The organism is Arenibaculum sp. (assembly GCF_035998295.1).
Taxonomy (GTDB): Bacteria; Pseudomonadota; Alphaproteobacteria; order Azospirillales; family Azospirillaceae; genus DASYHS01.
The window spans coordinates 1-22,464 of sequence record NZ_DASYHS010000235.1 but is presented as its reverse complement, the minus strand read 5'-3'; the positions used below and the strand labels follow the sequence as shown (position 1 = coordinate 22,464).

24 protein-coding genes and 1 pseudogene are annotated in these 22,464 nt (G+C 72.1%); 14 read left to right on the top strand and 11 right to left on the bottom strand.

Annotated elements, in window-relative coordinates; all coding sequences use genetic code 11:
- The 3 genes from VGO20_RS22480 to speD all read right to left on the bottom strand — a co-directional run.
- A partial coding sequence (locus tag VGO20_RS22480; protein ID WP_327504623.1) for a VOC family protein occupies positions 1-200 on the bottom strand: 200 nt, incomplete at its 3' end.
- A 23-nt stretch (positions 201-223) separates the two neighbouring features.
- Positions 224-1,087, bottom strand: coding sequence for a polyamine aminopropyltransferase (gene speE, locus VGO20_RS22475; protein ID WP_327504622.1), 864 nt, complete (start codon positions 1,085-1,087; stop codon positions 224-226).
- Positions 1,084-1,446, bottom strand: coding sequence for an adenosylmethionine decarboxylase (speD, locus tag VGO20_RS22470; protein WP_327504621.1), 363 nt, complete (start codon positions 1,444-1,446; stop codon positions 1,084-1,086). The genes speE and speD overlap by 4 nt, the downstream gene beginning before the upstream one ends.
- A gap of 269 nt (positions 1,447-1,715) precedes the next feature.
- On the opposite strand from speD, the gene VGO20_RS22465 reads away from it, so the two are divergent.
- Together VGO20_RS22465 and VGO20_RS22460 are read left to right on the top strand one after the other, a co-directional pair.
- Complete coding sequence (locus VGO20_RS22465) at positions 1,716-2,504, top strand: gamma-glutamyl-gamma-aminobutyrate hydrolase family protein (protein ID WP_327504620.1); 789 nt, start codon at positions 1,716-1,718, stop codon at positions 2,502-2,504.
- Entirely contained in the window at positions 2,504-3,526 is a 1,023-nt protein-coding gene (locus VGO20_RS22460) for a lipid A deacylase LpxR family protein (protein WP_327504619.1), read from the top strand. The genes VGO20_RS22465 and VGO20_RS22460 overlap by 1 nt, the downstream gene beginning before the upstream one ends.
- A gap of 45 nt (positions 3,527-3,571) precedes the next feature.
- On the opposite strand, the gene VGO20_RS22455 is transcribed toward VGO20_RS22460, so the two are convergent.
- The gene (locus VGO20_RS22455; RefSeq protein WP_327504618.1) at positions 3,572-4,072 is read right to left on the bottom strand and encodes a MarR family winged helix-turn-helix transcriptional regulator; all 501 of its coding nucleotides are present in this window, start codon (positions 4,070-4,072) and stop codon (positions 3,572-3,574) included.
- A gap of 143 nt (positions 4,073-4,215) precedes the next feature.
- Between VGO20_RS22455 and VGO20_RS22450 the strand changes: the two genes are divergently transcribed.
- The gene (locus tag VGO20_RS22450) at positions 4,216-5,106 is read left to right on the top strand and encodes a DMT family transporter (protein WP_327504617.1); all 891 of its coding nucleotides are present in this window, start codon (positions 4,216-4,218) and stop codon (positions 5,104-5,106) included.
- Between the two features lie 7 nt (positions 5,107-5,113).
- Here the strand turns inward: VGO20_RS22450 and VGO20_RS22445 are convergent, their stop codons facing one another.
- Positions 5,114-5,611: a MarR family winged helix-turn-helix transcriptional regulator gene (locus VGO20_RS22445; RefSeq protein ID WP_327504616.1), complete on the bottom strand. Its 498-nt coding sequence runs from the start codon at positions 5,609-5,611 to the stop codon at positions 5,114-5,116.
- A 133-nt stretch (positions 5,612-5,744) separates the two neighbouring features.
- Between VGO20_RS22445 and VGO20_RS22440 the strand changes: the two genes are divergently transcribed.
- From VGO20_RS22440 to VGO20_RS22395, 10 genes are all read left to right on the top strand, one after another.
- Complete coding sequence (locus VGO20_RS22440; RefSeq protein ID WP_327504615.1) at positions 5,745-6,809, top strand: 2Fe-2S iron-sulfur cluster-binding protein; 1,065 nt, start codon at positions 5,745-5,747, stop codon at positions 6,807-6,809.
- On the top strand, positions 6,806-7,750 hold the full coding sequence (locus VGO20_RS22435; RefSeq protein ID WP_327504614.1) for an SDR family oxidoreductase: 945 nt from the start codon (positions 6,806-6,808) through the stop codon (positions 7,748-7,750). The genes VGO20_RS22440 and VGO20_RS22435 overlap by 4 nt, the downstream gene beginning before the upstream one ends.
- A gap of 40 nt (positions 7,751-7,790) precedes the next feature.
- Positions 7,791-8,510: a Phenylacetic acid catabolic protein gene (locus VGO20_RS22430; RefSeq protein ID WP_327504613.1), complete on the top strand. Its 720-nt coding sequence runs from the start codon at positions 7,791-7,793 to the stop codon at positions 8,508-8,510.
- A 34-nt stretch (positions 8,511-8,544) separates the two neighbouring features.
- Positions 8,545-9,582 (top strand): gentisate 1,2-dioxygenase, encoded by a 1,038-nt coding sequence (gtdA, locus tag VGO20_RS22425; protein WP_327504612.1) that lies wholly within the window; start codon positions 8,545-8,547, stop codon positions 9,580-9,582.
- A complete protein-coding gene (locus VGO20_RS22420) occupies positions 9,579-10,121 on the top strand; it encodes a hypothetical protein (protein ID WP_327504611.1) in 543 nt (180 codons plus the stop codon). The genes gtdA and VGO20_RS22420 overlap by 4 nt, the downstream gene beginning before the upstream one ends.
- Positions 10,122-10,182: 61 nt before the next feature.
- Entirely contained in the window at positions 10,183-10,869 is a 687-nt protein-coding gene (locus VGO20_RS22415; protein WP_327504610.1) for a fumarylacetoacetate hydrolase family protein, read from the top strand.
- Positions 10,870-10,948: 79 nt separating this feature from the next.
- Entirely contained in the window at positions 10,949-11,740 is a 792-nt protein-coding gene (gene xth / locus VGO20_RS22410) for an exodeoxyribonuclease III (RefSeq protein WP_327504609.1), read from the top strand.
- 50 nt (positions 11,741-11,790) lie between these two features.
- Positions 11,791-13,218, top strand: coding sequence for a CoA-binding protein (locus VGO20_RS22405; protein WP_327504608.1), 1,428 nt, complete (start codon positions 11,791-11,793; stop codon positions 13,216-13,218).
- On the top strand, positions 13,215-13,706 hold the full coding sequence (locus VGO20_RS22400) for a hypothetical protein (protein WP_327504607.1): 492 nt from the start codon (positions 13,215-13,217) through the stop codon (positions 13,704-13,706). The genes VGO20_RS22405 and VGO20_RS22400 overlap by 4 nt, the downstream gene beginning before the upstream one ends.
- A 27-nt stretch (positions 13,707-13,733) precedes the next feature.
- Positions 13,734-14,981, top strand: coding sequence for an MFS transporter (locus VGO20_RS22395; protein WP_327504606.1), 1,248 nt, complete (start codon positions 13,734-13,736; stop codon positions 14,979-14,981).
- A 4-nt stretch (positions 14,982-14,985) separates the two neighbouring features.
- On the opposite strand, the gene VGO20_RS22390 is transcribed toward VGO20_RS22395, so the two are convergent.
- From VGO20_RS22390 to VGO20_RS22375, 4 genes are all read right to left on the bottom strand, one after another.
- Entirely contained in the window at positions 14,986-15,525 is a 540-nt protein-coding gene (locus tag VGO20_RS22390) for a YcbK family protein (protein ID WP_327504605.1), read from the bottom strand.
- 253 nt (positions 15,526-15,778) lie between these two features.
- Positions 15,779-16,813, bottom strand: a complete 1,035-nt coding sequence (gene holA, locus VGO20_RS22385) for a DNA polymerase III subunit delta (protein WP_327504604.1) — start codon at positions 16,811-16,813, stop codon at positions 15,779-15,781.
- A gap of 86 nt (positions 16,814-16,899) precedes the next feature.
- Entirely contained in the window at positions 16,900-19,464 is a 2,565-nt protein-coding gene (leuS, locus tag VGO20_RS22380; protein ID WP_327504603.1) for a leucine--tRNA ligase, read from the bottom strand.
- A 98-nt stretch (positions 19,465-19,562) separates the two neighbouring features.
- Positions 19,563-20,114: a DUF3576 domain-containing protein gene (locus VGO20_RS22375; RefSeq protein ID WP_327504602.1), complete on the bottom strand. Its 552-nt coding sequence runs from the start codon at positions 20,112-20,114 to the stop codon at positions 19,563-19,565.
- A gap of 168 nt (positions 20,115-20,282) precedes the next feature.
- Between VGO20_RS22375 and VGO20_RS22370 the strand changes: the two are divergent.
- A pseudogene (locus VGO20_RS22370) lies at positions 20,283-20,698 on the top strand (ISAs1 family transposase); the annotation flags it as partial.
- 166 nt (positions 20,699-20,864) lie between these two features.
- Here the strand turns inward: VGO20_RS22370 and VGO20_RS22365 are convergent.
- Positions 20,865-21,215, bottom strand: a complete 351-nt coding sequence (locus VGO20_RS22365) for a hypothetical protein (RefSeq protein WP_327504601.1) — start codon at positions 21,213-21,215, stop codon at positions 20,865-20,867.
- Positions 21,216-21,443: 228 nt separating this feature from the next.
- The coding region (locus VGO20_RS22360) for a porin (protein WP_327504600.1) at positions 21,444-22,464 on the bottom strand (1,021 nt) is incomplete at its 5' end.

The following is a 22,464-nucleotide window of genomic DNA, read 5'->3' as shown; positions in this document are numbered from 1 at the left end:
GACCCGGTGCCGGGTGCCGGCGCGCCGGTGCCGACGAGATGGACGACGGGCGTGCCGTCGCCGGCATAGAGCCACAGGCCGGGAAACGGGAAGGGCGGCCGCTCGCCCGCCTCGAGGCCGAGGACGTCCTCGTAGAAGCGGCGCGCCCCGTCCAGGTCGGCGGTGCGGATCGTGACGTGGTTCAGCGAGACGAGCGGCATGGGCCTCCTCCGCGGGGGCCGGCTCACGCCATCAGCGACAGTACGTACTGCGGCAGCGCGAAGGAGCCGGCATGGATCTCGGGCGTATAGTAGCGCGGCCGCAAGCCCGCCGCCGCCATCCGCGGCGCGATGTCCGCGGCGGCCAGCGCGCGCAGGCCCTCGTCGTCGCTCGCCCAGCCGAAGGCCATGAAGCCGCCGTAGTAGCTGGGCACCGGGGCCATGAAGAACGAGCTGTCGGCGAACAGCGCCTTGCGCCGCCGCCAGGTCTGCGTCAGCTCGTCGGGCTGGAGGAACGGCACGCCGTTCTGGGTCACCAGCACGCCGCCCGGCGCGAGGCAGCGCTTGCAGTCGGCGTAGAAGGCGCTGGTGAACAGGACCGCGCCCGGCCCGTGGGGATCGGTCGAGTCGACGATCACGACGTCGAAGCGGTCGCCGTCGGAACGGTCGGCGGTTTCGGCGACGTAGCGGCAGCCGTCCGCGATCACGAGCTCGGTCCGCGGGTCGTCGAAGGCGCCGGCCGAGATCGAGGGCAGGTATTCGCGGCTGAGGTCGACGACGCCGCGGTCGATCTCGACCATGGTGACCCGCTCGACCGAGGGATGCTCCAGGCACCGGCGCAGCATGCCGCCGTCGCCGCCGCCGACGATCAGCACGCGGCGAACCCGGCCATGGGCCAGGATCGGCACATGGGCCAGCATCTCGTGATAGATGAACTCGTCGCCCTCGGCCGTCTGGATCACGCCGTCGAGCGCCATCACGCGCCCCAGGACCCTGTTCTCGAAGATCACGAGGTCCTGGAGCCCGGTCCGGTCGCGGTAGAGGACCCGCTCCATCCGGAACCGCTGGCCGATGTCCGGATGGAGCGTCTCCTCGAACCACCCGCTCATGGCGCGACTTCGCCGCGGAAGATCTCCTCCACCTCCACGCCGCTGGGGCGGAAGGCCCGCTCCAGCACCGGGACCGCCTTGCGCGGCTCGGCGTCCCCGCACATGAAGACGTCGAGGGCGGCGTAGCCGCGCTCCGGCCAAGTGTGGATGCTGATGTGCGATTCCGCCAGCACGGCCACGCCCGAGACGCCGCCGTTCGGGGTGAAATGGTGCAGGTGGATGTGCAGCAGCGTGGCGCCCGACTGCTCCACCGCCTCGACCAGCGTCTTCTCGACATGGGCGAGGTCGTCGAGCCGCTCTGCGCCCCACAGGTCGATGATAAGGTGCGTCCCGGCGAAGACCTTGCCGTCGCGCTTCACGAAATGATCGAGATTCTCGTCGCTCGCCGGCCAAGGGCCCTTAGAGACGTTGCCGGAATCGGTCGAATTTACTTCCGCCTGGGCTTTCCTTGGCTCGCATCCCAAGTCCATCCCCAATTGGAAGAGAGTCGCGGTCTGACCCATGGCCCCCTCCAAACAGTAGATGTCCTCCGGCCTCCTCGCCGGAGAGCGGGGGATATGGCCCGAAAGCCGTTGGGATGCAACACCGAATCGGTACCTTCCGCGACCTTGTCCGGGCGAGCCGGCGCATGCTACCCCTGATGTCCATGACCTCGCACGATCTCCCGCTTCCACCGGTCGTCGGCATCCCGGCCTGCGTCCGGCCGATGGCCTCGCTGCCCTTCCACGTCGTCGGCGACAAATACGTGCGCGCCGTCGCCGACGGGGCGGGGGCGCTGCCGCTGCTGGTCCCGGCGCTGGGGCCGGGCCTGGACCCGGAACGGCTGCTCGACCGGCTCGACGGGCTGCTGATCACCGGCAGCCACTCCAACGTCGAGCCCCACCATTACGAAGGCGGAACGAGCCGCCCGGGCACGCTGCACGATCCCGAGCGCGACGCGACCACCCTGCCGCTGATCCGTGCCGCGATCGCACGCGGCGTGCCGCTGCTGGGGATCTGCCGCGGCCTGCAGGAGCTGAACGTCGCGCTGGGCGGCACGCTGCACCAGCAGCTCCGCGAGACGCCGGGCCGGCGCGACCACATGCCGCCGGAGGACCTGCCGACCGAGCGGCAATACGGCCCCGCCCACACGGTGGCGCCGGTGCCGGGCGGGCAGCTCGCGGCGATCACGGGCATGAGCGAGCTGACGGTGAACTCGGTGCACGTGCAGGGCATCGACCGGCTGGCCGGCCGCCTCGCGGTCGAGGCCACGTCCCCCGACGGTGTGATCGAGGCGGTGCGCGTCGCCGACGCGCCGGCCTTCGCGCTCGCCGTCCAGTGGCACCCGGAATGGCGCTTCTGGGAGGACCCTGCCTCGACCCGCCTGTTCGCCGCGTTCGGCGAGGCGGTCGCGGCCCGCGCGCGCCGCGGCGGCTGATGCGCCGGCCCGCCGCCCTCATCGCCGCCCTCATCGCCGCGCTCGCGGCCGTCCCGGTCCTCGCGGCTGCGCCGGCATGGGCGCAGGACCCGCCCGCCACCGGCGCCGCCGAGGTCGGGACGGTGTCGTTCGTGCTTGAGAACGACCTGTTCTACAACCTCGACCGGCACTACACGAACGGCGTGGAGGCCGCCTGGACCTCGGGCAAGGCGGCCCCGGCCTGGGCCCTCGGGGCGGCGGCATGGGTGCCGCTGTTCCCGGAGGAGCGGCTGGTCCGCACCGTCTACCGGGTCGGGCAGGCCATGTTCACGCCCGATGACATCGAGGTCGCCGACCCTCCGCCCGGGGCCCGGCCCTATGCCGGCTGGCTGTACGCCTCGATCGGGCTGATCGCCGAGTCCGAGCGCCGGCTGGACCAGCTTCAGCTCACGGCCGGCGTCATCGGCCCGCTGTCGCTGGCGGAGCCGTCGCAGAAGCTGGTCCACCGCATCACCGGCGCGGCCCAGCCGCGGGGATGGGACACGCAGCTGAAGAACGAGCCGGGCCTGGTCGTGAGCTACCAGCGCAGCTGGCGCTCCTTCCTCTCGGAGCGGGTGGCCGGCTTCGGCGTCGACGTGACGCCCCATGTCGGCGGGGCGCTCGGCAACGTCTATACCTTCGCGGATGCCGGCCTGACGGTCCGGCTCGGCCGCCATCTCCCCCGCGACTACGGGCCGCCGCGCATCGAGCCCGGCGTACCGGGATCGGGATTCTTCGTCCCGGCCGAGCGGTGGTTCGGCTGGTACCTGTTCGCCGGCGTGTCGGGCCGGGCGGTCGCGCGCAACATCTTCCTGGACGGCAACACCTGGCAGGACAGCCGCAGCGTCGATCGGGAGCTCTTCGTCGGCGACCTGCAGTTCGGCCTCGCGGCCACGCTCGGCGATGCCCGCCTGACCTACACCCATGTCCTGCGCACCCGGGAGTTCGACGGCCAGGACGGCGGCGACCAGTTCGGCGCGCTGGCGGTGTCCTGGAGGTTCTGAACGCCCGTCACGCGTTCCGCGGCGCCCGCCTGCGCCACGGCAGCGTCACTCCAGGCTGGCGATCAGCTTGCCGAGCAGACGGGCGAGCGTGTCGCGCTCCTCCTCGGTGAGGGCGGAGACGACCGCCCATTCGTTCTCGACATGCGCCGCGACGGCCTCGTCGATCAGGCCGAGGCCCTTGCCGGTCAGCCGCACGACGACGCCGCGCCGGTCGGCGGGATGGGGGACCCGCTCGATCAGCTCCGCCCGTTCCAGCCGGTCGAGCCGGTTCGTCATGGCCCCCGAGGACACCATGGTCGCCTCGTAGAGCGCGGTCGGCGTCAGCGCGTAGGGATCGCCGGAGCGCCGCAGCGTCGCCAGCACGTCGAACTCGCCGCGCTGCAGCCCGAACCGGGCGAACACCGGGTTCAGCCGCTCGCGCGCGACCAGGGAGGCAGCCTCGCTCAACCGCCCGAGAACGGCCATCGGACGGACGTCCAGGTCCGGCCGCTCCCTCCGCCACTGCTCGATCGCCTTCGACGCCCGGTCCATATGTCTCACCATCATGTATCTTGACGTGAAGATTCTTTGCATCATATTTTATCGCGAACGACGGCACCGGCCAAGCCGCACGGGTGCCCCTTCTTCGACAGCGGAGACCATCGGACCATGACCAGGCTCGCAATCCTCGCCCGCAGGACCGCCACGGCATGAAACGCGTCTGGGACTCGGCTTTCGGCCTCCTCCTCGTGACCGGCACCCTGCTGGGGGTGACGCCGCCCCTCGGCAAGATGGCGGCGGCGAGCGGCATCGCGCCGATGGCATGGGCCTTCGTCATCTCGTTCGGGACGGGTGCGGTCCTGTCATGCGTGCTGCTGGCCCGGCGCCGGCCCCTGGCGTTGACCGCGCACAGGCTGCGCTATTTCGTCGTCGCCGCGGCGATCTCCTACGCGATCCCCAATATCCTGATGTTCTCGGCGATCCCGCATCTCGGCGCCGGCTACACCGGCATCATGTTCACGCTGTCGCCGGTGATCACGCTGGTGCTGTCGATGCTGCTCGGCGTGCGCCGGCCCAACGGGCTGGGCGTCGCCGGCATCGTGGTCGGCTTCGTCGGCGCGGCGATGGTGGCGACGACGCGCGGCGAGGCCGGGCAGCCGGCCGACCTGTTCTGGGTCGCCCTCGGCCTGCTGATCCCGGTCAGCCTCGCCGCCGGCAACATCTACCGCACCGTGGACTGGCCGGAAGGCACCGGGCCGATCGAGCTCGCGGTCGGCAGCCATCTCGCCTCGGCGGCAATGCTGCTCGCCGGAGCGCTGCTGCTGGGAGACGGCGGCTCCTTCGCGCCGCTGGCCGATACGCCGCTCCTGATCGCGGCGCAGGTCGCCTCGTCGGCGGCGATGTTCGCCTTCTTCTTCCGCCTGCAGGCGGTCGGCGGCCCCGTCTATCTGAGCCAGATCGGCTATGTCGCGGCCGCGGTCGGCCTCGCCGCCGGCGTCCTGTTCCTGGGGGAGCGCTACTCGCCCCTGACCTGGATCGGCGCCGCGATCGTCACCGTCGGGGTCGTCATGACCACGAGGGCCCAGCGCCGGGAGGGGTGAGCGCGGCTCACCCGCCGCCCGCCAGGCGTCCCAGCAGGTCCAGCAGCAGGCGGCGCTCGCCCGCGTCCATCCCGGCCAGCATCGCCTCCTCGTGGGCGCGCACCTTGGGGATCAGCTCGTCGAGCAGGCGCTCGCCCTCGGGCCCGAGGCGCAGCGCGTAGGAGCGGCGGTCGGTCGGGCTCGGCGCGCGCACGACCCAGCCGCGCCCCTCCAGCCGGTCGATCGCGGCCACCATGGTCGAGCGGTCGATGCCGACGGCAGCACCCAGCCGGGACTGGCTGAGGCCGGTATTCTCGCGGATCAGGACCAGCAGGCCGAACTGGCCCGGCGTCACCTCGTGCGGGGCGACGGCCGCCTGGAAGCTCTGGAACATCGCGATCTGCGCCTTGCGCAGCCGGTAGCCGACGAGGCCGGGCAGCAGGCTGCGCCGCAACGCGCCGCGCCGGCCGCGCGTCTTGCCCCCGTCCGGGCCGGCATCGGGGCTGGAACTGGTCGCATCGGACACGATCGGCACCTTCGATGAGGCAAGGAGCGGCGCCGATGATGGCGCGCCGGTTTCCCGGTCCGCAAGGGCCGGCATCGGACCACGCGTCGGCGGCCGGGCCTTGATTCGTCCCGGCCGCTTTCATATTGTTTGTATGACCAACATTTTCGAGGGGCGGGACGTGGGCGTTTCGGTCAAGATCCGTCAGGCCGCGGCACCGGTGACGGTGGAACCCGGCGCCACCATCCTCGAGGCGGCGCTCGCCGGCGGCGTGCCCTATCCGCACGGCTGCCGGTCCGGCAATTGCGGCGCGTGCAAGTCGCAGCTCCTGGCGGGCGAGGTCGACCTGGCGCCCCATTCCGACTACGCGCTCGGCCCCGAGGAGCGCGCGCGGGGCCTGATCCTCGCCTGCCGGGCCGTCCCGTGGGAGGACTGCGAGGTCGCCTGGCTGGAGGAGGAGGACACGGTCCTGCATCCGTCGCGCCGGCTGTCTTGCCGCGTCGTCTCGGTCGAGCGGGCGACGCACGACATCCGGGTGCTGCGGCTCGCGGTCGTCTCCGGCGGGCCCTTCTCCTTCTCGGCCGGGCAGTTCGCCTCCCTCACCTTCGACGGCCTGCCGGCGCGCGACTACTCGATGGCGAACCGGCCGGAAGAAGCGGAGCTGGAGTTCCACGTCCGCGACATGGGCGGGCGGGTCAGCCGCCATGTCGCCGAGCGGCTGCGGCCGGGCGACGACGTGACGGTGACCGGACCGTCGGGGACGGCGCATCTGCGCGAGGGACACACGGGCCCGATCCTGGCGGTCGCCGGCGGTTCCGGGCTGGCGCCGGTCAAGTCGGTCGTCGAGACCGCGCTGGCGCGCGGCATGCGCCAGCCGATCCACCTGTTCTTCGGCGCGCGGGATGAACGCGACCTCTATCTCCTCGACCGGTTCGAGGCGCTGGCGGCGGCCCATCCCAACTTCCGCTTCGTGCCCGTGCTGTCGGCGCCGGAAGGCCCGACCGGCCGGCGCACCGGCTATGTGGGCGAGGTCGCGGCGGCGGCCCTGCCCGATCTCGACGGCTGCAAGGCCTATCTCGCCGGGCCGCCGGCCATGGTCGAGGGCACGGTGCCGCTGCTGGAGGCGCGGGGCATGCGGGCGGCCGACATCCATGCGGACGCGTTCTATACCGAGGCCGAGAAGAACGCGGCCGCGGGCAAGGGAGGAAGCGCCAGGTGAGCGAATCATCGTTGGAGGGCCGGGTCGCCCTCGTGACCGGGGGTGCGCGCGGCATCGGCAAGGCGATCGCCGTGGAGCTGAAGCGCCAGGGCGCCGAGGTCGTGATCGTCGACTGCGGCACCGGGATCGACGGGCGCGGGGCCGACCCCGGCGTCGTCGAGGCGGCGGCGGCAGAGACCGGCTGCACGCCCGACGCCGGCGACGTCGGCGACCCGGCGCAGGCGGCGGCGGCCGTGAAGCTCGCGAAGGAGCGCCACGGCGGGCTGGACATCGTCGTCAACGCGGCGGCGATCCTGCGCGACGCCTTCGTGTTCAAGCTGGACCCGGCGGACTGGGCGGCGGTGCTGCGCACCAACCTGACCGGGGCGGCCAACGTGCTGGCGGCGGCGACGCCGCTCCTGCGCGAACAGGCGAAGGCGGGCCGGGGCCGGGGCCGGGGCCGGGCCGGGACTGGGGAAGGGGACGGCTGGGGCCGCATCGTCAACCTCGTCTCGACCGCCGGGCTCTACGGCAATTACGGCCAAAGCGCCTATGCGGCGTCCAAGGCGGGGCTGGTCGGGCTGACGCGGGCGGTGGCGCTCGACATGGCGCGCTCCGGCGTCACCTGCAACGCGGTCGCCCCCTTCGCCGCGACCCGCGTCACCGAGACGATCCAGCCCGCCAACGAAGCCCAGGCCAGCTACAAGCGCCGGGCCCTGTCGATCCCGGCCGAGCCCGTCGCCCGCTTCGTCGCCTGGCTGTGCGAGCCCGCGGCGGCCGGGGTGACGGGACAGGTTTTCGGCGTGCGGGGCAGGGAGGTGATGCTGTTCTCCCAGCCGCGGCCGACCGGGCGCCTCGTGCTCGGCGGCGACCTCGCGGCCGGCGTCGAGGCGGCGTTCGCCGACGGCTTCGTCCCGCTTGAGACCGACCTCGAGGCGTTCGACACCGACCCGATCCTGTAGCCCGATCCCGTAGCCCCGATCCCGTGAGGAGGACCACGCCATGACCGCTGCCGACCCTGCCGCCAATCCCGTCGTCAGGTCCGCCGAGGATCTGGCAGCGCAGCCCGAGGAGTTCCGGACGGCCGTGCGCAAGATCGTGCGCAGCCACGCCGTCAACGAGCTCTACGGCGCGCAGGTGTTCGACGAGCCGGCGATCGCGCTGGCGCCGACCCCCTATGCGAAATGGCTGACCTGCCGCGTCGCGATGGAGGAGTACGGCCACCATGTCCGCTTCCGCGAGCTGGGCGAGCAGATCGGCATCCCGGCCGATGAGATGACCCCGGCCGGCAAGAAGCCGCTGTCGATCTTCGAGTTCCCGCTGGAGAACTGGGCCCAGTTCTGCGTCATCAAGCTGCTGGCGGACCTGGCCGAAATCCTCCAGGTCGAGGATCTGCTGAACTGCACCTTCCACCCCTTGCGCAACCTCGCGCGCATGACGATGCCGGAGGAGCGCTTCCACGCGCAGTTCGGCCGCGACTTCTGCACGGAGCTGTGCCGGACCGAGGAGGGCCGCGCCCAGGTCCAGGCCGCGATCGACCAGTATTTCCCGCTGCTGCCGGCGTTCTTCGGCGGCTCGAAGTCGCGCAACAACGAAATCTACTTGAAGTGGGGCATCAAGCAGCGCACCAACGACGACATGCGCGAGGACTTCATGAACCGCGCACGCGATCTGGTCGAGCGCGAGCTGGGCCTGCGCCTGCCGAAGGCCGCGGCGGCCTGATGCCGGGAAGGCCACCGACCAGGGAGGAGACGCGATGAGGAGCGCAGCACCGGCCGGCCCCGAGCGGGCGGCCTTCTACGAACGGATTTCGCCCGGCAACCTCGCGCCGCTGTGGGAGAGCCTGCACGCGCTGGTCACGCCCCAGCCGGTCAGCCCGGTCGAAGCCTGCCTGTGGCGCTACGCCGAGGTCCGGGAGCACCTGATGGAGGCCGGGCGGCTGATCACCGCCCAGGAGGCCGAGCGCCGGGTCCTGATCCTGGAAAACCCCGGGCTGCGCGGCCAGGCCGCGATCACGCGCTCGCTCTATGCCGGGCTGCAGCTGATCCTGCCCGGCGAGGTGGCGCCCGCCCACCGCCACACCCAGTCGGCGCTACGCTTCGTCGTCGAGGGCGAGGGCGCCCATACCGCGGTCGAGGGCGAGCGCACGGTGATGCGGCCGGGCGACCTGGTGCTGACGCCGAGCTGGACCTGGCACGACCACGGCAACGAGAGCGACCGCCCGATGGTCTGGCTCGACGGGCTGGACATCCCGCTGGTGCGGATGCTGGACGCGAGCTTCGCCGAGAAGCTGAACGCCGAGGAGCAGCCGGTGTCGCGACCGGTCGGCGACGCGCCGGCGCGCTACGGCAAGGGGCTGCTGCCGGTGGACTGGAAGCCCCGCTCGCAGACCTCGCCGGTGTTCAGCTACCCCTACGAGCGCACGCGCGAGGTGCTTGAGACGCTGCGCCGGACCGAGGAATGGGACCCCTGCCACGGGCTGAAGATGCGCTACGCCAACCCGGCGACGGGCGGGCACGCGATGCCGACCATCGGCACCTTCGTCCAACTCCTGCCGAAGGGCTTCGCGACCGAGCCCTACCGCTGCACCGACGCGACGGTGTACGCGGTCGTCGAGGGGACGGGGCGGACCCGGGTCGGCGACCGGGTGCTCGACTGGGGCCCGAAGGACGTGTTCGTCGTGCCGAGCTGGGCGCCGCACCGCCACGACGCGCAGGAGGAAGCGGTCCTGTTCAGCTATTCCGACCGGCCGGTGCAGGAGAAGCTGGACCTGTGGCGCGAGGCACGGGGATGAGCGTGGACGCGGTCCGCCGGCTCGCCGACGCGGTCCGCGCCGATAGCTGGTTCGCGGCACTCGGCGAGCCGCTGGGAGCCGGCGAGGCCGAGGACGCGGCCGCCTGCGTAGCCGGGCTCGGCTTTCCCGGGACGCCGGTCGAGGCGGTCGGCGGCTGGGCCGAGGCGGAACGCCTCGCGCGCGGGCCGGACTGGGACCCGGCCTGGTGGGCGGCCGAGGACCGCGAGCGCGCCCGCCTGCTGGCCGAGGCCGGCGCCCGGCTCGCGGAGACGGCGCTCTACGGCGCGCTGACGCGGGTGATGGAGACGGCGCTGGACGTGACGCACGGCCACGCCGCGGTCGCGGCCGCGCGGTCCGGCATCGCCGATCCCTACCTGATCCGGGTCGCGGCCGGGGCGGCGGCGCAAGCCTGCGACCAGGCCGCCGCGGCGCTGGCGGCGGGTGCCGGCCCGGAGCACGCGTTCGCGGCCAAGTACCGCCTGTTCGCCGCCGGCCGCTGGCCGCTGGGCGTCATCGGCGGGAGGTATCGGGTATTCTGAACCACCCCATCTCCCAGGGGGAGAGGGGACCCCACGCAACTTGAAAGAGAAAGGCAGCCTGATGGCCTACGCGATCCCCCCGTGGCAGCCGCCCGCCGTCGCGATAGACGGCGCCGCGGAGCTCTATCCCGTGCGCCGCATCTACTGCGTCGGCCGCAACTACGCGGCGCATGCCCGGGAGATGGGCCACGACCCCGACCGCGAGCCGCCGTTCTTCTTCATGAAGCCAGCCGACGCCGTGATCCCCGACGGCGCCGCCATGGCCTATCCCCCGGCGACGTCCGAACTGCACCATGAGATCGAGCTGGTGGTCGCGATCGGCGGCGCCGGGCGGGACATCCCGGCCGACCGGGCGCTGGAACACGTCTTCGGCTACGCGGTCGGCCTGGACATGACGCGCCGCGACCTCCAGTCCCAGGCCAAGAAGCTCGGCCGTCCCTGGGACATGGGCAAGGGCTTCGACCAGTCGGCGCCCTGCGGCGCGATCCGGCCGGCCGCCCGCGTCGGCCATCCCGACCGGGGCGCCATCTGGCTGGAGGTCAACGGCGAGATCCGCCAGAAGGCCGACCTCGCCGACCTGATCTGGAGCGTGCCGGAAACGATCGCCTACCTGTCGGGGCTGGTCGAGCTGCGGCCCGGCGACCTGATCTACACCGGCACGCCCGAGGGCATCGGCCCGGTCGCGCGCGGCGACCGCCTGCGCGGCCATGTCGACGGGCTCGGCGAGCTTTCGATCACGATCGGGTAGTCTCTCCGCACCAGGGTGGTAGAGTGCGCACGCCCGGGCCGGCCCCGGGCGGCGCACCCATGACGATCCGAGGACACCCGTGCGAATCGCGACCTGGAACATCAACTCGGTCCGGCTGCGCCTGGACCTGGTGCTGCGGCTTCTCGACGAGGCCGAGCCCGACGTGCTGTGCCTGCAGGAAACCAAGACCGTCGACGACTCCTTTCCCCGCAAGGCCTTCGCCGACCGCGGCTACGGCCATGCCGTGATCCACGGCATGAAGGGCTACAACGGCGTCGCGATCCTGTCGCGCCGGCCGCTGTCGGGGAACACCTTCCATCACTGGTGCGGGCGCGAGGACTGCCGCCACGCCTCGGCCACCATCGACGGGGTCGAGATCCACAACGTCTACGTCCCGTCGGGCGGCGACGTGCCGGACCCGGCCGTGAACGACAAGTTCGCCCACAAGCTCCAGTTCCTGGAGGAGATGGCGGCATGGTGGCCGCAGCACCGCTCGCCCGACCGGCCGATGGTCGTCGTCGGCGACTTCAACGTCGCGCCGCTGGAGAACGACGTCTGGTCCCACAAGCAGATGCTGGACGTCGTCTCCCATACGCCGGCCGAGGTCGAGCGGCTCGAGGCGATGCGCCGCTCGATCGGGTGGGTCGACGCGATGAGGCGTTTCGTGCCCGAGTCGGAGAAGCTGTACACCTGGTGGAGCTACCGGGCGCGCGACTGGGCGGAGAGCAACCGCGGCCGCCGGCTCGACCACGTCTGGGTCACCGGGCCGCTCGCGGGCGGGCTGAGGAGCAGCCGGGTGCTGCGCGACGCCCGCGGCTGGGAGCCGAAGCCCTCCGACCACGTGCCGGTGCTGGTGGACGTGGATGTCTGAGGACGGGAACGCCAAACACGGGAACGCCTGAACACGGGGAAGGGGAAGGCATGCGCGATCTTCGCAGCCTGTTCGCGCCGCGCAGCGTCGCGGTGATCGGCGCCGGCGAAAGGCCGACCTCGTCGGGCGGGGCGGTGATGCAGATGCTGCGCCGGTCCGGCTACGCCGGCCGGGTGGTTCCGGTCAATCCGCGCGGCGGCACGATCTTCGGCATCGAGGCGGCGCGCTCCGCCGGCGAGCTCGCCGAGCCGGCCGACCTCGCCGTGGTCGCGATCGGGCCGGAGCGCATCGTCGACGCGGTGCGCGAGGCGGCGGGATCGGGACACCGGACCTTCCTGGTCCTGCCGGGCGGCTTCGGCGAGGCGGGCGAGGCGGGCCGCGCCCGCGACGCGGAGCTGCGCGAGCTGGCCCGCGCGGCCGGGCTGACGATCGCCGGGCCGAACTGCGCGGGGTTGATCCATCTCGACCCGGCCGGCCCGCTGGCCGCGACCTTCCTGCGCGACCTGCCGTCGGGTCCACGCCCCGGCACCGGCGGCATCGCCCTGATCAGCCAGTCCGGCGCGCTGGCCGAGGAGGTGATCGCCAAGGCGAACGCGATGGGGCTGCCGCTGATGACGGTCGTCTCGGTCGGGAACGGCATGCATCTCGCCGTCGAGGACTACCTCGATCATCTCGGCGCGCAGCCCTCGATCTCCTGCGTGCTGATCTACGCCGAGTCCTTCGCCGACGCGGAGCGGTTCCAGGAGGTGGCGCGCCGCGTCTCGGCCGCGAAGCCGGTCGTGGCGCTGGTCGGGGGACGGACGCAAGCCGGCGCCCGGGCCGTCGCCGCGCATACCGGCGGGACGGCCGGCAGCGACGCGGAGACGGCGCGCTTCCTGGCGCAATGCGGGGTGATCCGCGTCAGGAGCCTGCGCCGCCTGCTGCTCGCGGCCAAGGGCTTCGGCACCTTCCCGCGCGGCATCGGCCGGCGGGTGCTCGTGCTGTCCAACTCCGGCGGCCCCGGCGTGCTGTGCACGGACCGCTGCGCGGTCGAGGGGCTGGAGCTGCCGGCCCTGCCCGGCCCGCTCGCGGCATCCCTGCGCGCGGCGCTGCCGCCGGAAGCATCGGTCGCCAACCCGCTGGACCTGCTGGCGGACGCGCGCGAGGACCGCTTCGGCGCCGCTGCCGACGCGGTGATCGCCGAGGCCGCCGACGCCTACGACGCGATCCTCGGCCTCCACGTCGTCCCCTTCATGGTCGACGCGGCGCCGGTCGTCGCCCGGCTGGCGGCCGCGGCGGCGCGCTGGGGCAAGCCGATGCTCCACTGCATGATGGGCACGCTGGAGCACAGGCAGGAGTGGTTCGCCGAGCTGGAGGCCGCGGGCATCGCCGCCTTCGACGACGCCGAGAGCATGGCGGAATGCGCGGGGCTGCTGGCGCGCCGCAACGGGGAGGCGGCCGGGGAGGCGGCTGGAGGGGCAACAGGGGGAATGGAGTGACCGGGGAGACCTTCCGCTATCCGAAGGGACCGCTGCTGGCGGACTATGCGCGTTCCGGCGGCGGGCTGGTGCTGACCGCCGGGCCGCTGCTCGCGGTCGACGTCGCGGTGTGGGCGGGGGTGGCGCTGGGGACGGCCGCGCTGCTGTTCGCGCTGTTCGGGCTGCGCACGGCGCAGCGCCACGCGACGGTGGTCGAGCTGGACGAGGACGGGGTCCGGGCGCGCGGGCCGCTCGGCGGGCGGGTGTCGTGGTCGGAGCTGCGCTCGGTGCGGCTCACCTACTACTCGACCCGGCGCGACCGCCGGGAGGGCTGGATGCACATGACGCTGCGCGGCGGCGGCACCGTCAAGCTGGAAAGCTCGCTGGACGGCTTCGACCTGATCGCCGAACGCGCCGCCGCCGCGGCGCGGGCGCGCCGCCTTCCCCTCGGCGAGGCGACGGTGCAGAATTTCGCCGCCCTCGGCATCGATGCCGATCCCGAGGCGTAGCATCTCCCAGCAGCGAGGTCCGCGTCCTTGACCATCGGCTCGTCGGCGTCGGCCTATCTGCGCTTCGTCGCGACCCACAGGCGGCTGCTCGCCTTCGGGTTCCTCCTGACCTTCTTCTCCAGCTTCGGCCAGACCTTCATGATCGCGCTGTCGGGCGGCGAGATCCGCGCGGCCTTCGGTCTCACGAACGGCGGCTTCGGCGGCATCTATTCGGCCGCCACGCTGGCGAGCGCGCTGTGCCTGCCCTGGGTCGGGCGCCGGATCGACCGTGTCGCCCTGCCCCGCTACGCGACCGCGGTGTGTCTGGGCCTTGCCGCCGCCTGCCTGCTGATGGCGGTCTCCGCCCATGTCGCGGTGCTGGCGATGGCGCTGTTCGGCCTCCGGCTGTGCGGGCAGGGCCTGATGACGCACACGGCGATGACCGGTCTGGCGCGCGGCGCCGGGGCCGGGCGCGGCAAGGCGGTCAGCATCGGCGCCCTCGGCTTCGCGGCGGGCGAGGTGGTGTTCCCGCCGCTGGTCGTCCTGGCGATGACCGCGATCGGCTGGCGGACGATCTGGGCCGTGCTGGCAGCACTCCTCCTCGCGGTCGGGCCCGCGGCGGTGCGGCTGCTGCTGCGCGGGGACGGGGATGCGGGCGGGGGCGGGGGCGGCCGGCCGTCCGCCATGGCGTCGCCGGTGGGGATCACCACCGCCGGGGTCCTGCGGGACCCGCGGTTCCTGCTGCTCGTCCCGGCCCTGGTGACGCCGGCCTTCGTCGTGACGGGTGTCTCCTTCCACCAGGTCGCCCTGGTCGAGGCGCGGGGCTGGTCGCTCGCCTGGTTCGCCTCATCGATCGCCGGCTTCGCCCTGGCGGCGGTCGTCGCCTCGCTCGCGGCCGGGCCGGCGGCCGACCGGTTCGGCGCGCAGCGCCTTGCGCCGGTGCTGCTGCTGCCGCTGACCGCCGGGGTGCTGGCGCTCGGCCTCGGCAGGGGCGAGGGTGCTGCGCTGGCCTTCATGGTGCTGGCCGGCCTCACCGCCGGGACCAACAGCGTCGTCATCAACGCCGTCTGGGTCGACCTGTACGGCGCGGCCAGCCTGGGCATGACCCGCTCGCTCGCGGCGTCGCTGATGGTGGTCTCGTCGGCGGCCTCGCCGGTGCTGTTCGGCGTGCTGCTGGACCTGGGGGTCTCGTTCGAGGCGCTGTTCCTCGGCTGCGCGGCCTGGACGCTCGTCGCCTGCGCGGCGGCGGCGGCGTCGCTCCGGGTCGGGGCCGCCGGGGTCGGGGCCCGCGGGTGACCGGTCAGCGCGCGGCCCAGGTCCGGACCGGGCCGATATCGACATGGACGTGGTCGGAACCGGGATAATGCGCCCAGCCGCCGCGGCCGAGATCGCGGGCGACCGCCGCCACGGCGCGCCCGGGCACACCGGGGATGCGGATGTCGGCCGCCTCGCCCCGGTTGTGGAAGCTGCCGGACTTCCGCAGGACGGGCGTCCGGTAGCCGGAGACGACGTGGATCGGATGGGTCTCCGGCAGGCCGAGGCGGGCGCGCAGGTCCCATAGCAGGTCGAGGAGCCGGGGGTCGACGGAATGGACCTCGCCGGTCTTGCGGTCGCGGAACAGCGTGGAGGCCGCCGCCAGCGCCCGGGCGTCGTAGTCGCCGCCGCGGCGATACGCCACCTCGATCCTGTCCTTCTCCCAGGGATGCTGCAGCACGATGCTGCGCACCGGGACGGGCGCGGCCGGCACGGGGGCGGGGGGTTCCGGCGGCGGGCGGACGGCGCAGGCGGCGAGCCCGAACAGCAGCGCCACCAGGACCGCGGCGCGAACGGACGAGACCATCGGCTTCTCCGACCGGAACGTGTGGACCGGCATAGATTCTCCCGGCGCCTCTTAAATTTCGGTTAGAAGCCACAAACGATCAAAAATTAACCTCTTGCTAACCTTAACGGCCTAAGAAAGGGCCATCGCATCTGTGGTGCGGTTCCTCCCAATCAGACTGGCCCCCGCGCATCGCGCGGGGGCTTTTTTCTTCGCGGCGGGGTCGCATCGGCAGTCGAGCGCGGCGCGGTCTCGGACATCCGGAACCGGGCCCTTAGCGCTGGCCGCGCCCGCGGGCGAGCGCCGCGAGCTGGTAGAGGGTGCGGGCGCACACGGTGTGGTCGGGCATGCCCGTGCGCTTGCAGTCGGCCTCGCCCTCGGTCAGCCGGTCCAGCGCCTGGCGCAGGGCCGCCGGCGACCAGCGCCGGGCCTGGCCCAGGAACTGGCCGCGCGTCTTGAAGAACAGGGGCGGCTTCAGCGAGCCCGCCGCCTTCTCCGCGGGCTCGCCGCGCGCGACCTGGGCCACGACGACGTGCAGGCGCTGGAAATGGCGCTGGGCCGTGCGCAGGATCGCGACCGGGCTGACGCCCTCGCCCAGCAGGCGCTGGAGCGAGCGGTCGATCGCGGCGTAGTCGCCCTCGCCCGCCGCCCAGGCCGGCGCGTCGATCTCGAGCGCGCCGCTGTCGCCGATGGCGGCCTGGGCGTGGGACAGCTCGACCCGGCGCTCCTCGCCCATGTAGGTCACGAGCTTCTCGATCTCGCCGCGGGCGACCATGCGGTCGCCGACCAGGCTCGCGGCCAGGAACTCCTCGGCGTCGCGGCTGGCGGTCAGGCCGTGGGCCGAGAGCATGTCGGCGATCGTGCGCGCCAGCGCCGCTTCGTCCTCGACGTAGCAGGGGATCGCCGCGGCATGGTCCGACGCCTCGCACAGCGTGCGCAGCTTCGAGCCCTTGCCGAGGTCGCCCGCCTCGGCCACGACCAGCGTGTCGCCGGGAGGGAGGTCGGAGAGCGCCGCCTGCAAGGCCGCGGTCAGGCCCTCGTCGGCTCCGCGCAGGCGCACGCAGCGCCGCCCGCCGGTCAGCGCGATCGCCGCCATCTCGTCGGCGAGGCGGGCCGGGTCCTTGGCGATCGCGTCGGCCGCGAGATCGGCGACGCGGAACGGATCGGCGAGGTCGGGCACCGCGGACCGGGCAAGCGCATCCGCCCGCTCGCGCACGAGGCCGGCATCCGGGCCGTAGACCAGCACGACCCGGACCTGCGGGTCGGGCCGGCGGACGAAGGCGTCGATGCGCGCGGGGGGGAGCTTCACCTGGGGCTTCCGGCTGGGGGCCGCCCTCACCCTCCCGCACCTTCGGTGCGGGCCCTCCCTCTCCCGTGGGGAGAGGGAGGATTCGGTCAGGCGACCACGTTGACGATGCGGTTCGGGACCACGATCACCTTGCGCGGCGGCTTGCCGTCCATCGCCCGCTGGACGTTCGGCTCGGCCAGCGCTACCTCGCGGGCCTCGGCCTCGGCGCAGTCGCGCGGCAGCTCGATCGTCGCCCGGAGCTTGCCGTTGACCTGGACCGCGACCTTGACCGTGTCCTCGACCACCAGGGCCGGGTCGGCCTCCGGCCAGGGCTGGTCCGCGAGCAGGCCGGGATGGCCGAGGCGATGCCACAGCTCCTCGGCGAGATGCGGCATCATCGGGTTCACCAGCGTGACCAGCACCTCGCAGCCTTCGCGCAGCGCCCATGCCTCCCCTTCGCCGGCTCCCTGGAGGTCGGCCAGCGCGTTGGTCAGCTCGCGCACGCGCGCGACCACCTTGTTGAAGTGGAAGCGGTCGAGGTCCTGGGCCACCGCGGCGACCGTCTTGTGGGTGACGCGACGCACCGCCAGGGCGGCGTCGGAGAAGGACGCCGGGGCCGGCGCGCCGGGCGGGGGCAGCGGCACGGCCGGCTCGGTCACGAGGCGCCACAACCGGTTGACGTAGCGCCAGGCGCCGTCGATGCCGGCCTCGGTCCATTCCAGGTCGCGCTCGGGCGGGCTGTCGGACAGCAGCAGCAGGCGCACCGTGTCGGCGCCGTAGCTCTCGATCATGCCTTCGAGCCCGACGACGTTCTTCTTGGACTTGCTCATCTTCTCGAGGCGGCCGACCTCGACCGGAGCGCCGTCGGACGCCCGCACCGGCGTGCCGTCACGCAGCGCCACCTCCTCCGGGTAGAGCCACAGGCCGTCGCGGTCGCGATACGTCGCGTGCGTCACCATGCCCTGGGTCATCATCCCGGCGAAGGGCTCCGCCAGGTCGAGATAGCCGCACTCGCTGAGCGCGCGGGTGAAGAAGCGGGAATAGAGCAGGTGCAGGACCGCATGCTCCACCCCGCCGATATACTGGTCGACTGGCAGCCAGTACTCGGCGGCGGCGCGGTCGAAGGCACGGTCCTCGACCTTGGGCGAGGCGAAGCGCGCGAAGTACCAGGAGCTTTCGACGAAGGTGTCGAAGGTGTCGGTCTCGCGCCGCGCCGCGCCGCCGCAGGATGGGCAAGAGACGTGCTTCCAGGTCGGGTGCCGGTCGAGCGGGTTGCCGGGCTCGTCGAAGTCGACGTCGGACGGCAGCTCGACCGGGAGCTGGTCGTCGGGGACCGCGACGATGCCGCAGGCCTCGCAATGGATCACGGGGATCGGGCAGCCCCAGTAGCGCTGGCGCGACACGCCCCAGTCGCGCAGGCGGTAGATCGTCGTGCCCTCGCCGCGGCCGAGCTCCTCCATGCGCGCGATCGCGGCGCGCTTGCCGTCCTCGACGTCGAGCCCGTCGAGGAAGCCGGAATTGCCGAGCCGGCCCGGGCCGGTATAGGCCTCGTCGCCGATCCGGAACTCCGCGGGGGCAGCGCCCTCGGGGAAGACGACCGGGATCACGTCGAGGCCGTATTTGCGCGCGAAGTCCAGGTCGCGCTGGTCGTGCGCGGGGCAGCCGAAGATGGCGCCGGTGCCGTATTCCATCAGCACGAAGTTCGCGACCCAGACCGGCAGCGTGCGGCCGGGCTGGAACGGGTGCGCGACGGTCAGGCCGGTGTCGTAGCCGAGCTTCTCCGCCGTCTCGATCGCGGCCTCGCTGGTGCCCAGGCGGTTGCACTCCGCGACGAAGCCGGCGAGCGCGGGGTTCTTCTCCGCCAGCTCGGCCGTCAGCGGGTGGTTCGGCGACAGGGCCACGAAGGAGGCGCCGAACAGCGTGTCGGGCCGGGTCGTGAACACCTCGATCCGGTCCTCGCGCCCGACCACGTCGAAGGCGAAGCGCAGGCCCGAGGACTTGCCGATCCAGTTCTCCTGCATCAGCCGAACCTTGTCCGGCCAGCGGTCGAGGCCGGCGATCGCGGCCAGCAGCTCCTCGGCGTAGCGGGTGATCTCGAGGAACCACTGGCTCAGCTTGCGCTTCTCGACCAGCGCGCCGGAGCGCCAGCCGCGCCCGTCGATTACCTGCTCGTTGGCGAGCACGGTGTGCTCGACCGGGTCCCAGTTGACCCAGCTCTCCTTGCGGTAGGCGAGGCCGGCCTTCAGGAAGTCGAGGAAGATCTTCTGCTCGTGCTTGTAGTATTCCGGGGTGCAGGTCGCGACCTCGCGCTCCCAGTCGTAGGACAGGCCCATAAGCTGGAGCTGGCCGCGCATGACCCGGATGTTCTCGAAGGTCCAGTCGGCGGGGTGGACCTTGTTGGCGATCGCCGCGTTCTCCGCCGGCAGGCCGAAGGCGTCCCAGCCCATGGGGTGCAGCACGTTGAAGCCCTGCGCGCGCTTGTAGCGCGCCACCACGTCGCCGAGCGCGTAGTTGCGCGCATGGCCGACATGGAGCCGGCCCGACGGGTAGGGGAACATCTCCAGCACGTAGTATTTGGGCCGGGAGGGATCCTCGACGGCGCGGAAGCTGCCGTGCTCGTTCCAGGCAGCCTGCCAGCGCGCCTCGGATTCCTTGAAATTGTATCGCGACATCGCGGCGGTCGTCTCCTGTGCTGGCGAACGGCGCCCGTCCGATCGGTGGAAGACGCCGCCGCGCGGGCGCCGGGGAAAGGGTTGGGGTGCCGCCCTGCCTACTGGACGGCGGCCTGCGCGATCCGGAGCTGCCGGGCGCGGGTCAGGATCGCGTCCTCGAGCTGGCGGGCGGTGTCGGTGCCAACGCCCGCGTCCTGCCATTCGCCGGACGGGCCGCGCATCTGCCGGAACACCGACAGGCGCAGGCCGTCCGCGCGGAGCTGGCGGTCGAGGATGTAGAGGTTGACCTTGAAGCGCTCGGACGGCGTCTCGGGCGGGGCGTACCAGTCGGTCAGGATCACGCCGCCGAAGGGGTCGGCCGAGGCCAGCGGCATGAAGGCCAGCGTGTCGAGCGAGGCGCGCCACAGATAGCTGTTGACGCCGATGCCGGTTGCCTCCTGGTCGCCGCGGGCGCGGCGGGGACCGAGCAGGGTGACCCCGCCGTCGCCGCCAAGCAGGCTGCCCTGGTCGTACAAACCCTCGTTCGGGTCGGGATAGCTCGCCTCGGACTCGATGCCGCCGCAGGCACCCAGCGCCAGCAGACAGCCCAGCGCCGCCGCCGCGGCGGTACGCCTGAAATCTACGCGGATTGGAAGGAGCCGACCGGCCATTGCCCGTTACCCAGCAGTTGCGCGTGGAGTTAAAGCAAAAAAGCCGCGGCGTAGCAAGCGGGGGCCGTTTAAACGGCCAGGGCAATCGCTTCAGGTTGAGGGTGTCGGGGATTTCCAGAGGGGATGGAGCCGTGATTCATGGGAGGCTCCGGTTGCGAGGAGATCGTGATGGCCCATCCGCCGGCCCGCCCTGTGTCGCTTCCGGACCACTTCTCGGCATTGCGCGATCCGCGCCAGCAGTGGCGGGTGCTGTACCCGCTGCCGGAAATCCTGCTGCTGGTGCTGTGCGCGACCCTGAGCGGCATGGACGACTTCGTCGAGATCCGGCTTCTGGGGCCGGCTGCGGCTGGACTTCCTGCGCCGCTTCCTGCCCTACGAGCGAGGCATCCCGGCGCACGACACGCTCAACGCCCTCGACCCTGACCTCTTCCAGACCTGCTTCACCGCCTGGGTGGACGCCCTGCGCGAGCCGGCGCCCGAGTTCGTGTGCATCGGCCGGCAAGACCTCGCGGCGCGGCCATGACCGGGCCAAGGACCGCGGGCCGCTGCACCTGGTGTCGGCCTGGGCGGCACGCCAGCGCCTATAACGGCGGCACGCCAGCGCCTATAACCTGAAGCGATTCCCCTGCCCATAAGAAAAGGCCCGTGCCGGCATATACCGCCAACGGGCCTCTTCGGGTGCCGGAAACAGGCTGGCAGCGGCATCCCGCTGCCAGCCGTGGCTCCCTTGGACGTGGTTACTGGGCCGTGTTACTGGGCCGTGCCGCCGGAACCGCCACTCGCAGCTCCGCCCTGGTCGCCCATTTCGCAGGTCGGGTCGGTGGCCACGCAATTCGACGGCCGCTCGACCGGCGGCGGCGGCACGACGCCGACCTCCGGGACGTCCTCCTGGTCGCCGAGGATCGAGGTGTCCTCCCTCGCCTGCTCTTCCATGACCGACTCTTCCATGACCGACGTGCTCTCCTCGGCGCCGATCACCGGGGTCTCCACGGTCGGGGACGTGGTCGGGGACGTGGTCGGGGACGTGGTTGTGGTCTGGGCGAAGGCCGGAGCGGCCATCAGGGCCACGGCCGAGCACATCGTGATCAGGCTGATACGCATGTCTTGCTCCCTCATTCGGAAAAGGCCTGCTGGCCTTCTGTCCCGGTCTCAACAGGAAAGGGAGCAATGCGTCACGGGGGGCTTGGGAACCGCCCGGGCGCTTAAGAGGCACCACTTCTATGGAGGGGGCTGGCACCGGATTCGCGGGCGGGCAGTCCCAGTCCCGGAAACGAGAACGGGGCGCCACACCGTGGCGCCCCGTCCCGAGAAGTGGCCGTAACTGCCGACTTAGAAGGTCAGGCGGGTACGGAACACTGCCATGGTCCCTTCGTTGCTGCCGCCGGTGTAGAGCGCCGGATCGGCGTTCTCAGCGTCGAAGAAGTAGAGGTCGAGGTTGGCGCTCAGGCCCGGAGCCAGAAGGTAGCTGGCGCCGACCGACCACAGGGTGTCTTCCGTCGCACCGCTCTCGACCATGCCGTAGCTGGCGCCGACGGCCAAGTCACCCATGGTGTAGGTCACACCGGCGTTCCAGCCGTCCTCTTCGACGCCAGTAGCGTTCTCGCCGTCGTCGAAGTAGCCGCCGCCGACCACGAAGCCCGCGATGCTCGCCTGCGCACCGGCGTACCAGGAGCTCAGGTCATCCACGCCTGCCGTCTTGGCTTCAGCCATCGTGTACCCTGCGCCGAGCTTGACGCCGAAGCCGCTGAAGTCACCGGTGTAGTTGGCGCCGATTTCGACCTGATCCTCGTAGGTGCCGCCGAGCCGGCGGTTCGCGTCGCCCTGGGCATCCCGTTCCGGCGCATAGGAGACACCGGCCTGGAAGCCCGCGAAACGCGGCGTGTAGTAGGCGATCTTGGTCGAGCGGTCGTACTCGGTGGCGTGCGAGTAGCTGAACTCGCCGAGGTCGGAGAAGTCGCCCCAGGTGCCGTCGATCTGGCCGATGCCGATCGTCGGAGCCATCACTTCGAGCTTCGTGGTCACGCCCCACTCGCTGCCCATCTCGACGCGACCCCAGTCGCCGCCGACGTAGATGAAGCGGCGGTCAGCCTGGATGCCCGTGCCGGCCTGGCCGGTGTTGCGGATGCGGACCATCGCGCCATACTGCAGGCCGTTGTCGGCCACGGCGTCCATGGTGATCGGCAGGCGGAATTCCGACAGGAAGCTGATGTCGTTGGGATCACCGTTCAGGTCGTCGTCGATGTAGCCCGCGTCGAAGCGGATGTCGCCGCCGATCTTCACCGTGGTCTCCGCCGCGGACGCGCCCTGGGCCAGCAGGAGCCCCCCGAGCAGTGCCGTCGTACCGAAAAGA

Coding starts and splice junctions, on each gene's coding strand:
- VGO20_RS22455 (WP_327504618.1), bottom strand. CDS start 4,072: ATGATGGTGAGACATATGGACCGGGCGTCGAAGGCGATCGAGCAGTGG.
- leuS (WP_327504603.1), bottom strand. CDS start 19,464: ATGTCGCGATACAATTTCAAGGAATCCGAGGCGCGCTGGCAGGCTGCC.
- VGO20_RS22390 (WP_327504605.1), bottom strand. CDS start 15,525: ATGGTCTCGTCCGTTCGCGCCGCGGTCCTGGTGGCGCTGCTGTTCGGG.
- VGO20_RS22365 (WP_327504601.1), bottom strand. CDS start 21,215: ATGCGTATCAGCCTGATCACGATGTGCTCGGCCGTGGCCCTGATGGCC.
- VGO20_RS22450 (WP_327504617.1), top strand. CDS start 4,216: ATGAAACGCGTCTGGGACTCGGCTTTCGGCCTCCTCCTCGTGACCGGC.
- speE (WP_327504622.1), bottom strand. CDS start 1,087: ATGAGCGGGTGGTTCGAGGAGACGCTCCATCCGGACATCGGCCAGCGG.
- VGO20_RS22415 (WP_327504610.1), top strand. CDS start 10,183: ATGGCCTACGCGATCCCCCCGTGGCAGCCGCCCGCCGTCGCGATAGAC.
- VGO20_RS22465 (WP_327504620.1), top strand. CDS start 1,716: ATGCTACCCCTGATGTCCATGACCTCGCACGATCTCCCGCTTCCACCG.
- VGO20_RS22405 (WP_327504608.1), top strand. CDS start 11,791: ATGCGCGATCTTCGCAGCCTGTTCGCGCCGCGCAGCGTCGCGGTGATC.
- VGO20_RS22375 (WP_327504602.1), bottom strand. CDS start 20,114: ATGGCCGGTCGGCTCCTTCCAATCCGCGTAGATTTCAGGCGTACCGCC.
- VGO20_RS22420 (WP_327504611.1), top strand. CDS start 9,579: ATGAGCGTGGACGCGGTCCGCCGGCTCGCCGACGCGGTCCGCGCCGAT.
- VGO20_RS22460 (WP_327504619.1), top strand. CDS start 2,504: ATGCGCCGGCCCGCCGCCCTCATCGCCGCCCTCATCGCCGCGCTCGCG.
- VGO20_RS22440 (WP_327504615.1), top strand. CDS start 5,745: ATGACCAACATTTTCGAGGGGCGGGACGTGGGCGTTTCGGTCAAGATC.
- gtdA (WP_327504612.1), top strand. CDS start 8,545: ATGAGGAGCGCAGCACCGGCCGGCCCCGAGCGGGCGGCCTTCTACGAA.
- VGO20_RS22430 (WP_327504613.1), top strand. CDS start 7,791: ATGACCGCTGCCGACCCTGCCGCCAATCCCGTCGTCAGGTCCGCCGAG.